We start from the raw sequence: 13,124 nt of genomic DNA on the forward strand, positions 1-13,124 counted from the left end.
GTCAGAGGTCTCCGCAACACCAAAATCAACAAAAGACAAAGTTTCTGCAAAGAAAGGTGGTGCGACCAATGAAATCAAATGGTTACGCCCGAAAAAAAGTCAACACCCCTGCCCCAAAATCCAACCGACACTCCGCCAAATCCACCGAATCCAACCCGCCAGATCAACCATGTAGAGCAATCCACAGACCTATCCACAGACTCACCCGCCAAATGATCGAAAAACGAGTCGGAAGTCCGGAAATCCGAGCCGGACTAGGCCAAGAGCCAAGGAGAAGATCAAACCACGCGAAGCGCGCGACGGAGGATTTTGCTAACGTCCCCCACTACAGATCTGTAAACAGCGCCTCGTGCTGTTTGAACCAAGGGATCAACAGATCCTTCAAAGCCGCCACCCTTCGGGATTGGCGAAGGTCTTTGTGGCTCACGATCCAGATGGGCGCATATGGTTCCGTGGGTATATGCGTGAGCGGAACTATTCCCTCTGTCGAGCGCCCCAGAAATACCGGCATTCGCAGTGCACCCATGCCAGCCCGTGCCGCTGCCATCATTGAAACCATATCATCGAATCGAGCCCGAACCTTTGAGTTGGGGTGTAGCGTCCAAGCGGTTCTGGGTGGAGACTTGTGGTCCGCGTACAAGATCCAGTCCAATGGCGCCTGCGGATCTTTAGCCGCAGCAGCAATCTCAGGGGTGGCGAAGCAGGCACTGCGCTGCGCCACCAACTGCCGCCCAACAAGCGTGTCTCCGGGATCGGCGCTAATGCGGATTGCCAAGTCAGCCTCGCGACGGGCCAGATCCAACAAATCATTGCTCGCCTTCACGACAAGATCGATCTCTGGGTACAGGTCCACAAACCTCTTGAGAACCGGCGCCAGCTGGGCGTGGATCAGAAGTTGAGGCACCGTCAAGGTGAGCGGCCCAGACAGATCCTGATCCTGTCCCGCCAACTGACGCAGCGCCTGATGCTCGTGTTGTTCCATCTCCTCAGCGGCTGCGGCAATATCTAGTGCCTGTCGTGTGGGTATGTATCCCTCGGGGAAACGCTCAAATAGTTGTTGCCCCAACATGTCCTCGGCGCGGCTGACTCGGCGTGCTACAGTCGTATAGGTCACGCTCAGAACCTCAGCGGCCCCCGCCAAGGTTCCTTCTCGCACCAGCACCAACACCGTGCGCATATCATCCCAGTTCACCTGCACACATGCATTTACGCATGCACGATGTGCAATTGCACGTGTTTTTGCTCCTCCACTTTCCCTCCATGTATGCCCTGTACTTTAAACACGGAGCCCAACAATGGTTTATGCCTACGCAAACATTATCGTAACCGCACCCGAGTCACTGGCCGCATACAAGGAAAAGGCCGCCGATGCGCTGTCCAAACATGGAGGCCGCGTTGTGCAGGCAACGCCGAACCAAACGGTTCTAGAAGGCTCACGCGGAGAAACCGGACTTGGCGCAATTTTGGAATTTGCAACTGCTGACGCTGCAAAGGCCTGGATCAACGACCCCGATTTGTCCGACGTCCACGCCCTACGTCGCGGTGCTGGCAGTAGCACCATTACCTTAATGGCCTGACAGTCGCGATCTGTTGGTGAGTCAATGACGGCCACCAGCGCGGCGCCACCAAAAGAACGGGCGCGGAACCAGTGGTTCCGCGCCCGTTCTTTTGCACTGAGGTGCAACTTATTCAGCTGCGATTTGACCTTCGGCCTTTTCCACCCGAACAGCTGAGAATTTGAACTCGGGGATCTTACCGTATGGGTCGATTGCCGGGTTAGTCAAAATATTGGCCGCCGCTTCGACATAAGCGAAGGGGACAAACACCATATCCTCGGCTATGGCCCGGTCCGCCCGTGCCATGATCTCAATCGACCCTCGTCGCGTTGACAGTCGCACCATGTCGCCGGGTTCGATGCCCATCAGCTTCAACGTCCGTGGGTTCAGGGAACAGTTCGCCTCGGGTTCGACCGCGTCCAGCACTTTTGACCGGCGGGTCATTGACCCCGTATGCCAGTGCTCCAATTGACGACCGGTGGTCATAATCATTGGATACTCGGCATCCGGTGCCTCGTCCGGTGCAATCACACTTGCAGGCGTGAATTTGGCCCGCCCTTCGGGACGAGGGAAACCGTCACCAAACACAATCGCCTGCCCAGGATCGGTCTCATGCAAAGACGGATAGGTGATTGTCTCGGTCTTCAGTCGCTCCCAAGTGATATTGTCCAGCGACTTCATGTTCAGCTTCATCTCATCGAACACCTGGCTCACCTCGGCATATGCCCAGTTCAACCCGATGCGCTGCGCCAGTTCGGTTGTAATCGCCCAATCCTCGCGTGCTTCACCCGGAGGTGCCACAGCCGGACGAACCCGCTGCACCTGACGGTTGGTGTTGGAAACGGTGCCGTTCTTTTCATACAGCGTCGAAGCCGGTAAGATGATATCGGCAAAGTTGGCAGTCTCGGTCAGGAAGATATCCTGCACCACCATCAGATCCAGCTTGGCAAAGGCATCACGGGCGTGTTCGGCATCTGGGTCCGACATCGCCGGGTTTTCACCCTGAATATACATGCCTTTGATGTTTCCGGCGTAAACCTGATCCACGATCTCGGTAACCGTCAGCCCTTTTTCATTACTGAAGTCATCGCTGTCCCAGACATCGGTGAACGCCTTGCGGATGCCGTCATCCATCACCGACTGGTAGTCGGGCAGGAACATCGGGATCAAACCCGCATCAGATGCGCCCTGCACATTGTTCTGGCCCCGCAACGGGTGCAGGCCGGCGCCCGGCTTGCCCACATTGCCAGTCATCAGGGCCAGCGAGATCAGGCAGCGCGAGTTGTCAGTGCCGTGGATGTGTTGACTGACACCCATACCCCAGAAAATCATCCCCGCCTTGCCCTTGGCAAAGGTTCGGGCAACCCGGCGCAACTGTTCGGGATCAATACCACAGATTTCCGACATCGCCTCTGGTGTGAATTGCGCCAAATGCTGTTTCTCGGCTTCCCAGTTCTCAGTGAACTGATCAATGTAGTTCTGGTCGTAGAGGCCCTCTTCGACGATCACATACATAATCGCGTTCAGCATCGATACATCTGCACCGGGGCGGAATTGCACCATTTCATCGGCAAAGCGCCGCATGCCGACACCGCGAGGGTCCATCACGATCAGCTTGCCACCGCGCTTGGTGAACTGCTTGAAATAGGTCGCCGCGACGGGATGGTTTTCAATCGGGTTTGACCCGATGATGATCGCCACATCCGCATTTTCGATCTCGTTAAAGGTCGCGGTCACCGCACCCGAGCCAACGTTTTCAATCAGTGCTGCAACAGACGATGCATGGCACAGCCGCGTACAGTGATCGACATTGTTATGCTTAAAGCCCTGACGAATGAACTTCTGGAACAGATATGCCTCTTCGTTGGTGCATTTGGCCGAGCCAAAGCCCGCTACTGAACGCCCACCGTGCTGGTCTTTCAAACCAACCAGCCCCTTGGCGGCTAGATCCATCGCCTCTTCCCAGCTCGCTTCGCGGAAATGGGTCGACAAATCACCCGGATCCACGTTCAGCCCCTTGGCAGGGGCGTCGTCCCGACGGATCAGCGGTTTAGTCAGACGGTGCGGGTGGTGAATATAGTCAAAGCCAAATCGGCCCTTCACACACAAACGGCCCTCGTTGGCCGGGCCATTGATGCCCTCAACCGATTTCACTTTGCCATCTTTGACCTTCAGCGAGACTTTGCAGCCAATTCCACAGAACGGGCAGACACTTTCGGTTTCACTATCAAAGTCTTTGGAGTCTCCCTGCCCGGCGTCATCCAACACCGCCGCAGGCATCAGCGCCCCGGTTGGACAGGCCTGCACGCATTCCCCGCAGGCCACACAGGATGACGCGCCCATATCATCAGCAATATCAAACACCGGATAGGCGTCATGACCACGTCCGGCCATTCCGATCACGTCGTTGACCTGAACCTCGCGGCAGGCCCGCACACAGAGATTACAGGAAATGCAGGCATCCAGATTGACTGACATCGCCACATGGCTGTCATCCAGCAGCGGAATACGGCCTTCTTCCAGCTTGGGGAAACGTGACTCCGAAACCCCGTTCAGCTCGGCCATGTCCCACAAATGGCTGGATTTATCGTGCGCTTCTTCGCGCGACGGCTGATCCGCCACCAGCAGCTCCATCACCATCTTGCGGGCCCCTTCGGCGCGTGGGTTGTTGGTGGTAACAACCATACCCTCGGCGGGTTCGCGAATACAGGAAGCCGCCAATGTGCGCTCGCCCTCAATCTCAACCATACAGGCGCGGCAATTACCGTCGGGGCGATAGCCCGGCGCAGGCTTGTGGCACAGATGTGGAATCTTCAATCCGCGGCCATTGGCCACTTCCCAAATGCTCATGCCTGCTTCGGCGGTGACTTCTTTACCATCCAGTGTGAATGTAATTTGATCAGTCATGGCTCACACCTCATCCGGGAAATGTTTCATCGTCAGGCGGATCGGATTCGGCGCAGCCTGGCCCAGACCACAGATAGATGTGTCGACCATTGCAGCGCTCAGCTCTTCCAACAGATCCTGATCCCATTTCGGCGCCTGCATCAGCTTTACCGCCTTTTCACAGCCAACCCGGCACGGGGTACACTGGCCACAGCTTTCATCCTCAAAAAATCGCAGCATGTTCAGCGCCGCATCGCGGGCACTGTCCTGATCCGACAGCACCACCACGGCGGCGGAGCCGATAAAGGTGCCATACGGTTGCAGGCTATCAAAGTCCAACGGCACGTCATTCATCGACGCAGGCAACAGCCCCGACGATGGACCACCCGGCTGATAGGCTTTGAAGGTATGCCCCTCTAGCATGCCGCCGCAGGCCTCGATAATATCGGTGATGGTCGAACCCGCAGGTAGCAGATGCACACCGGGGTTGTTGATCCGGCCAGACACCGAATAAGACCGCAGCCCCTTGCGTCCGTTCTTCTCCACCGCGTTCAAGCACTCTGGCCCCTCGCGGTTGATCTTGGCGACCCAGTATAATGTCTCGACATTATGGACCAGCGTCGGCTGACCAAAGATCCCCACTTGCGCCACAAACGGAGGACGGTGGCGCGGCATGCCACGCTTCCCCTCAATGCTTTCGATCATCGCGCTTTCTTCGCCGCAGATATAGGCCCCTGCCCCACGGCGCAGATCGATATAGCCCGGCTCAACAATCCCGGCCTGTTCCAGCGCCTTGATCTCGGTCGCGAGGATTTCCAGCACCGCCGGATATTCATCGCGCATATATATGAACGCCTTTTCTGCCTCAACCGCCCAGGCGGCGATCAACATACCTTCCAAAAAGACATGCGGCGTGCGCTCCAGGTAATAGCGGTCTTTGAAGGTTCCCGGCTCACCCTCGTCGCCATTCACGGCCAGATAACGCGGGCCAGCATTTGCGCGGACAAAGCCCCATTTGGTGCCCGATGGGAACCCTGCTCCACCCAGACCACGCAGGCCAGCTTCTTTGACTTTAGCCTGAACCGCTTCCCAATCACCAGTGGCGCGCAACTCTTTCAAAGTGGCATAACCCCCCTCGGCCTCATAAGCGGCATAGGTTTCGTACTCTGGCACATGCGCGTGTGTATCCCCGGCCTCAATCGCGGCCTGTACTTTCTCAGGCGTGGCATGGTCGATGTGATTGTGGCCGATCTCTAGCACCGGCGCGGTGTCGCAACGGCCCATGCAAGGCGCACGCACAACACGCACCTCATCCGCGTTCAACCCGTCTTCCAGCGCCTTTTGCAATTGCTCGGCCCCGGCCATCTCGCACGATAACGAGTCACAGACCCGGATGGTCAGCGCAGGCGGCGGTGTCTCGTCTTCGCGCACCACGTCAAAATGCGCATAGAAGGAGGCAACCTCGTAAATCTCGGCCTGCCCGGTTCGCATCTCTTCGGCCAGCGCGCGAATATGCGCAGCACTCAGATGGCCATATTCATCCTGAATTAGATGCAAAAATTCTATCAACAGATCCCGATTGCGCGGCGCATCGCCCAACAGCGCTTGAACCTGGCTTAGCGCGGTATCATCAACCTGACGGCCCTTGGGAGTCTTGCGCCCTTTACCTTTGCCAGATTTCCAAACGCCTTTGCTATTATCCAATGGTGCCACGGGAGCCTCCCAATCACTCAACATATTCCAGACGCAATGCCATCAGGAATTTGTATCGTCAAATCGCGATAATCGAAGACTTGATAACGAACGCTTATTGCTCAAATGCGGCAATGACCTCTTTCAACGCGCGTACTGTGGTCAGTTCCGGCTGCCGATCTAACGTCGCAATACAAATAGGGCGTAGTTGCTCGGGCTCGGCCAGCGAAAGAACACTTGTCCCAGCCAGATCACCCAATGCGTCAACCAAAGCCCGCGGCAGGATTGTCGCCACCGAACCTGCCCGCGCCATCACAATTGACGACATAAAACCATTGGATTCAGAAACGATGTCTGGCGTCAGGTCCAGTTCGTCAAAAATACGGTCCAAAATACGCCTATTCTGCATCTGCGGGTCCAGCAAGCTCAGCGGCAGCTTTGCCGCCTGCGACCAGGTGATGTCATCTTCAAACTCGGCAACCATCGTTTCAGGGGCCAACAGAACATAAGCCTCTTCATACAACGGCTGCACCGTCACCAAATCACGGCCCAGACTGTCTTCATAAGTTATGCCAGCATCAATGGTCCCGTCATACAGCCGCTGCTGAATGGCCAGCGAGGTCGTCACTTCGACCCGTGCCAAAATTCGGGGGTACGTCTCGCGCAGGCTGTTCACCAACTGCGCCGCATAGGCAGTTGCTGTTGGTACAACGCCCAGCACCAATACTCCTGATACTTCCCCGCGCGATGCCGCGACCTCTTGTTCCAACGCCTTGGCATCATCCAGAATGGACCGCGCCCGGCGCACGATCATCATGCCTTCCTCGGTCAACCCCTGAAACCGATTGGCCCGGCGCACGATCGAGATCCCCAGTTTTTCTTCCATATTGCGGATCCGCATGGAAAAGGCGGGCTGGGATATCCCACAATCCTGCGCGGCCTTGGCGAAATGCTGATGCCGAGCCAGAGCGGTTAACAATTGCAGGTCTTTCAGCTCGATCATGGTGTTTCTCACTCTGGGTTGCGAACATACACCTTGGCGCCGAAGTCGGACGATGAACAGGCTAAAGCTACCTGAGCACCTCTCTGGCTGGAGCAGCGGCATCGAACCCGCGACTGCACAAGCCAATAATTCTAACTGGCTTGCACGTTAGATCAATCTTGGAGCCTGCAATCAGAACAGGCTCAATACGGCTATCGGGCCGCAACCACCAGAAACTCAACCTTGAAATCAGGCCGCGCCAGCTTGGCCTCGCCACAGGCCCGCGCTGGTGTATGACCCTCTGGCACCCAGTTATCCCAGACTGCATTCATTTCCGCAAAATCCGCCATATCCGCTAGCCAGATAGTTGACTGCAAAATGCGCGTCTTGTCTGAGCCAGCTTCGGCCAGCAATGCATCGACTTTTTCTAAACAGCTGCGGGTCTGATCCGCGACACTGTCCCCTGCAGTTCCAACCTGCCCTGCCAAGTAGATTGTGTCACCATGCGTAACAATCTGACTCATTCGCGCACCTACATGTGTACGTTTAATTTCGGACATCCAAAACTCTCCCTAATTGATTTCGGAACTCACCACTGTAGGCAGTTCACATTTTTTCCATAAAACTCTGCTGCGCCAAAAAAACAAGCACATCAGTGAAAACTTCGCAAAAACAAGCGCCTGTCACATTGAGAGTTAAACGTCAGTAAAAATCGAATGAAATGTCACCTTGGCCTTTAACGGCGCTTTAAGCCCAACCGCCCAAGTGTAGCTGGTCCTCTTTCACTCAGAGGCAACTATACGAGGGAACGACCAATGAAGTTTACTAGTTTCACCGCTCTAGCGGTTATAGCAACTGTTGCCACTCCAGCATTTGCTAACCAATACAAACCTGCAATGTCCGCCTATCTGGAATCCGAGGTTCGCGGTTGGGCCCACTCCTCTGTTTTGGTGGATGCCATCAATTCGCAAAACCAACGAACCCAAGGGTATGATCAGGGTCAGATTGACCAGCTTGACCAAGCTTGGCGTGCCGAAGTTGGCACCAGCTCAACTCCAACGGTGACGCCCGTCATGGAAAATGCTGCAGCAGACTTTTTGCGTGCTCAGGTTGCGGCATCTGGTGGACAGGTGACCGAAATCTTCATCATGGATGCGCATGGCTTGAACGTAGCGGCATCCAGCATAACATCGGATATGTGGCAGGGTGACGAAGCGAAGTATTCATCAACCTACAGTGTTGGTCCGGATGCAGTTCATTTTGGCGATGTGGAGCTGGATGAATCGACCCAAAGTTATCAAGGTCAAATTTCTCTAACCATTACTGATCCGTCGACTGGGTTGCCAATTGGCGCCATGACAATCGGTATCAATGCAGAATCTCTAATTTAACCCAAACAACTCTGTTGGGACTGTAACTTGGTAAGGTAGTATTATGAAAATTCGAAATCCACTGAAACCCGTATTCAACGGCATGTCGGTTTTTGTTAAATGTACATTGTTGATGACCGCGACAACACTGATCGTAGCGGCAATCTTAATGTTCCAGTCCCAACAGTTCATCAATAAGGCTATCAAAGATGGTGTTATTGACCTTGGTACCGTCGTGACCCAATCCGCAGGTGCCCGCAACGGCGGAGCAATGCGGTTTGGCGATGCCAGCGGTGTTCAAGTTGCGCTCGACCGGATCCTCGAAGAATCCAACGGTCGCGCAGTGTATGCCATAGCAACCAACAGCTCTAACGAAGTGCTCGCCTCCTCTGGTGTTGCCACTGAAGAACAGGCCGGCCAATTGGCGGTTCTCGCTGCAACCTCATTTGCCACGGGCGCCGGTGAAACCACAGGTGATGGCTACTACATCGCCATGCCTGCAACCGCTGGCGCCAAAGGTGAAAGCATCGTTGGCTCGATAGCAGTCATCTGGTCCCCTGACCTGGCTTTTGCCGAAATCGCCAAAGCCAAAAATATTTCTTACATCGTTGCCGCCGTTGCCTTCTTGATCATGACCACACTTTCAGTTCTGTTGCTTCGGTCCATGATGTCACGTCCTCTCCAGAATGTTGGCAACCTGATTGATGAAATCGCCGATGGAAATTACGATCAAGAGCCGGTTCATCTGGATCGCGGGGACGAAATCGGCGCCATTGCCCGCACTGTCGACAATCTGAAGGTCCAGCTGACACAAGCCAGCGAAGTGGAGAAGGATCGCGTCCGCGCTCAAGATGAGCAAGCCCACGTAGTCGAGACCCTGAACAGTGCTTTGCAGCGCCTGTCCGAAGGTGATCTGACCCAGACCATCGACGAAACCTTCGCCGACGAATACGAAGCACTGCGTGAAAACTATAACCGCACCATCAGCACGCTGGTTGGCATCATTGACTCTGTAATCGGCAACTCGGAAAAAATCCGTTGCAGTTCCGAAGAGATCAACCAATCGTCAAACGATCTTTCACAACGCACAGAAAGCCAGGCTGCCACACTAGAGCAGACCGCAGCAGCCTTGGATGAACTGACGTCCAGCGTAAAGTCAGCAGCCACCGGTGCAAAGGAAGTCGAAGGCATCGTCAATAGTGCTAGCACCACCGCAGAGAAGAGTGGGACTGTTGTTCGCGAAGCGGTTGACGCCATGTCGCTGATTGAAAAATCTTCCGGCCAGATTTCGCAGATCATCTCGGTAATTGACGACATCTCGTTCCAGACCAATCTCTTGGCGCTCAACGCCGGGGTCGAGGCCGCACGAGCTGGCGACGCTGGTCGTGGGTTCGCTGTGGTTGCGTCTGAAGTACGGGCCTTGGCACAACGCTCATCGGACGCCGCTCAGGAAATCAAAACACTGATCAGCGACAGTTCAAAGCAGGTTAATCATGGCGTAGAACTTGTTGACCGCACCGGTGAGGAACTGCGCAAAATCATCGACAGCGTGAGCACTATTACCGATCATGTTATGGGAATTGCCTCAGGCGCCGAAGAACAGTCGATTGCACTGGCCGAAATCAACGCGGGTGTCTTGCAGCTGGATCAAGTCACCCAGCACAACGCCGCCATGGTCGAAGAATCCACCGCCGCCAGCCAATTGCTGCGGAATGACGCCAGTGAGTTGGCCCGTCAGGTGTCAGTATTCAAAACCGGCAACAACGACGGCAATACGGTAAGTTTTGAAAGCATCCCATCCGGTTCAATGGAAAGCTCCACTTTCTCTGCACATGAACCCGAATTTGACACTCCAGAACCCCGCCGCGCCTCTGGTGGCTGGGAAGACTTTTAACGGTCGAATGCGACTAACCTTGTAAACGGATTTTAATAAGCGCTGAACATTGTTGCTCAGCGCTTTTTCTTTACCTCCAGAACTTACATCACATCCCAAAACTCTGCCGACGGGCTCTGGAGGGTTTGATAGTCTAAATTCGCCTAACCGAAGTAAGCTTGATAAAAGAAGGCTGAAACTGGCTTTTCGCTGCGAATAGTACCTGCGACAGCTAGACACTGAAACCGCACATGGCAAGGTTTGGAGGGTTCTCCATCAGGTACAATGCAATACCCGAGTTCTTTTGGATTGCACTTTGGCCTTAGAAGACGACTGAAGGACCAAAAAAACATTCAGCAAGAAGTCAATTTTCGACTGACAGGTTCACTAGCAGCGTCGACGTGCAGATAGTCACAGGCAATAAATCCGCTCTAACCCTTGGTACAATTGGGCGCGAATTAACCCCTAAACGTATAGATACCGCATCAGCCAATTCCGAAATGTCCAAGAGCGGAACCACCTCGGTGCCCGCTTTGACGTTCAGATAAGGAAAAACATGATGAAACTTCAGTCACTCACTCTAGCCTCCGCCATGATCTTTACTGGCGCCGTTTCCCAGGCTGCAGTTGTCGCAGGGGACAGTGTCGGCACCACCGTAGCAGAAGTTCGCTCGGCACTAGAAGGTGCCGGCTATGTTATTGAAAGCGTGGAAGTTAACGCAGATGAAATCGAAGCCGAAGTCACTCTCGATGGGGCTTTTTTTGAGATCGAGATTTCCAGTGCAACGGGAATAATTCTGGAAGTTGAAGCCGAGAACGAAAACGGCAGCGATACAGACTAGCCCCTAATTCTGGTCGCGCGGCCTTGCGCAGGTTATAGCAATCCGCGCGACCACTTTCACGATGAGGACTTTCCATGCAAAAATCCCGCCCCACATTCCTTTCGAGCCTTTTCATACTGCAGGCCATCTGCAGTTTCTTTTTCATTGGCGACATCATTCAGGATATGGGCGGGCAACCCGAGGTCGCGGGTGCTTTTAGCGAAGTTCTCGAGGCCGGAGTGGCGATTTGTTTACTAGTGGGAACCCTATTTGCAGGCTGGGAGTTGCGAAAAACACTCCAGCGCGAGGAACGAATGCAACAGCAACTTAGTGTGGCCTCTGGAGCCTTCGCTGAGATTATGCAGACCCAGTTTGAAACTTGGGGGCTAAGCGAAGCCGAGCGTTCCGTCGCATTGTTGGGAATAAAAGGGTATTCGATTTCAGAAATCGCCGATCTGCGCGCCACCAAGGAAGGGACGATCAAAGCGCAAAATGCTGCTGTCTATCGCAAAGCTGGTGTCTCCGGGCGGCTTCAGCTTTTGTCCCATTTCGTCGAAGATCTCTTGGACGACCGCCTCATCTCTCCAGTCGACACAAAATAGAGTGAATAACCCCATGTATCTGATCAAGGGCATTACGGTATCAGCCGTAGCAATGGCTGTGCCAGCCTGGATGCTGATTGGCGTTGAAGGCCCAACTGAGGCGCTGTTTAGCCAGTACCTTGGCCTGGCCGCATTAGTTGCCATGGCGCTTTCACAGCTTATCGCTACGCGGGCATGGTTTGTGGAGCCTATTTTTGGCGCGCTTGACCGCGCTTATATTTTGCACAAGTGGCTGGGTATCTGCGCGCTGGCTGCAATCCTACTTCACGACAGTATCGACGCTGAGATCAAATCGCTTGGTCGCGGAACAGCTTTGACTGATTTAGCCGACGGGATGGGGGAACAATCCTACAATGGGCTGTTGATCCTTATTGCGATTACCCTGATTACATTCATCCCGTATCGCCTTTGGTATTGGACCCATCGCGCTATGGGTGTCTGTTTTGTACTTGGGGCTTTTCACTTTGCCTTTATCCTGAAACCGTTCTCAAATGTTGATCCAGTTGGGATCTATGTGCTTGCCTTTTGTGCGATCGGTACTGCCGCATATGTCTACACCCTTTTGCCACGTTCATGGCGGCGCGGTCGGATGTATACGGTTGTCTCGGTTCAGAAAACGGGATCGGCGCTTGCGATCACCATGGTACCGGAAAGCAGAGTAATCCGGCATCGAGCAGGGCAATTCGCCTTCTTTTCACTAGAATCTCAAGGACGGGTTGAAACCCATCCATTCACAATCTCGAGCGCACCGCAGCCTAATGGCACACTTCGTATTTCGGTTGCCGCGCTAGGGGACTATACCAAGTGGCTTTCTGAAAACCTGCAGAAAGGCATGCGCTTCCGAGTCCATGGCCCTTATGGTCGTTTCGTTCTTCGGCGAAGAAAGTCACCACAGGTTTGGATTGCGGGCGGCATCGGCATCACACCGTTTTTAAGCTGGCTTGATACTATCGCCCCAGATGGCTCTCCGATTGACCTGATCTACACCTTCCGTGGCCATGCATCTGCGGCCCATCTATCTGAGCTGAAACAGAAGGCTCTTGAGAAACCAAGAGTGAACCTGCACCTGTTCGACACCCAGACAGGCCCGCGCATTGACAAAGGTACTCTTGCCCGCATCACAAAGGGCAAGAAAAGCCATGTCGCTTTCTGTGGCCCATTAAAGCTGCGCCAATCTATATGCGAGACTTCTTTGTCCCGTCCTGTACAGTTCGAAGAATTCGAAATCCGCACTGGACTACCGTATATGGGCTTTGTTGCACAAATCGGTTGATGGGATTCACTGTATGAATCCAGCGTGATAGTTGGGGTTCATGAGCAGGTGGACACCGACGACTTACAAG

11 protein-coding genes are annotated in these 13,124 nt (G+C 54.3%); 6 read left to right on the forward strand and 5 right to left on the reverse strand.

What is annotated here, in order from left to right; translation table 11 throughout:
- Window positions 1–325: 325 nt before the first annotated feature.
- Window positions 326–1,192 carry a LysR family transcriptional regulator gene (locus DL239_RS20760; RefSeq protein WP_369410605.1) on the reverse strand — a complete coding sequence of 289 codons (867 nt, stop codon included), beginning with the start codon at window positions 1,190–1,192 and terminating at the stop codon, window positions 326–328.
- 103 nt (window positions 1,193–1,295) lie between these two features.
- Between DL239_RS20760 and DL239_RS20765 the strand changes: the two genes are divergently transcribed.
- Window positions 1,296–1,577 (forward strand): DUF1330 domain-containing protein, encoded by a 282-nt coding sequence (locus DL239_RS20765; protein ID WP_167686014.1) that lies wholly within the window; start codon window positions 1,296–1,298, stop codon window positions 1,575–1,577.
- Window positions 1,578–1,685: 108 nt separating this feature from the next.
- Here DL239_RS20765 and fdhF read toward each other — a convergent pair whose 3' ends face one another.
- From fdhF to DL239_RS20785, 4 genes are all read right to left on the reverse strand, one after another.
- On the reverse strand, window positions 1,686–4,463 hold the full coding sequence (fdhF, locus tag DL239_RS20770) for a formate dehydrogenase subunit alpha (RefSeq protein WP_167686015.1): 2,778 nt from the start codon (window positions 4,461–4,463) through the stop codon (window positions 1,686–1,688).
- A 3-nt stretch (window positions 4,464–4,466) separates the two neighbouring features.
- The gene (locus tag DL239_RS20775; protein ID WP_167686016.1) at window positions 4,467–6,179 is read right to left on the reverse strand and encodes an NAD(P)H-dependent oxidoreductase subunit E; all 1,713 of its coding nucleotides are present in this window, start codon (window positions 6,177–6,179) and stop codon (window positions 4,467–4,469) included.
- Between the two features lie 70 nt (window positions 6,180–6,249).
- Entirely contained in the window at window positions 6,250–7,137 is an 888-nt protein-coding gene (locus DL239_RS20780) for a LysR family transcriptional regulator (RefSeq protein ID WP_167686017.1), read from the reverse strand.
- Between the two features lie 191 nt (window positions 7,138–7,328).
- Window positions 7,329–7,676 carry a RidA family protein gene (locus tag DL239_RS20785; RefSeq protein ID WP_167686018.1) on the reverse strand — a complete coding sequence of 116 codons (348 nt, stop codon included), beginning with the start codon at window positions 7,674–7,676 and terminating at the stop codon, window positions 7,329–7,331.
- 255 nt (window positions 7,677–7,931) lie between these two features.
- Here DL239_RS20785 and DL239_RS20790 point away from each other — a divergent pair, with 255 nt between their 5' ends.
- The 5 genes from DL239_RS20790 to DL239_RS20810 all read left to right on the forward strand — a co-directional run bounded on the left by DL239_RS20790 (window position 7,932) and on the right by DL239_RS20810 (window position 13,054).
- A complete protein-coding gene (locus DL239_RS20790) occupies window positions 7,932–8,507 on the forward strand; it encodes a hypothetical protein (protein WP_167686019.1) in 576 nt (191 codons plus the stop codon).
- A 43-nt stretch (window positions 8,508–8,550) separates the two neighbouring features.
- Window positions 8,551–10,380: a methyl-accepting chemotaxis protein gene (locus DL239_RS20795; protein WP_167686020.1), complete on the forward strand. Its 1,830-nt coding sequence runs from the start codon at window positions 8,551–8,553 to the stop codon at window positions 10,378–10,380.
- Window positions 10,381–10,918: 538 nt separating this feature from the next.
- On the forward strand, window positions 10,919–11,200 hold the full coding sequence (locus tag DL239_RS20800; protein ID WP_167686021.1) for a PepSY domain-containing protein: 282 nt from the start codon (window positions 10,919–10,921) through the stop codon (window positions 11,198–11,200).
- A 74-nt stretch (window positions 11,201–11,274) separates the two neighbouring features.
- On the forward strand, window positions 11,275–11,781 hold the full coding sequence (locus DL239_RS20805) for a hypothetical protein (protein WP_240932103.1): 507 nt from the start codon (window positions 11,275–11,277) through the stop codon (window positions 11,779–11,781).
- A gap of 13 nt (window positions 11,782–11,794) precedes the next feature.
- Window positions 11,795–13,054 carry a ferredoxin reductase family protein gene (locus DL239_RS20810; protein ID WP_206188578.1) on the forward strand — a complete coding sequence of 420 codons (1,260 nt, stop codon included), beginning with the start codon at window positions 11,795–11,797 and terminating at the stop codon, window positions 13,052–13,054.
- The last annotated feature ends 70 nt before the right edge of the window (window positions 13,055–13,124 follow it).

The organism is Parasedimentitalea denitrificans, from assembly GCF_011813015.1.
GTDB lineage: Bacteria > Pseudomonadota > Alphaproteobacteria > Rhodobacterales > Rhodobacteraceae > Parasedimentitalea > Parasedimentitalea denitrificans.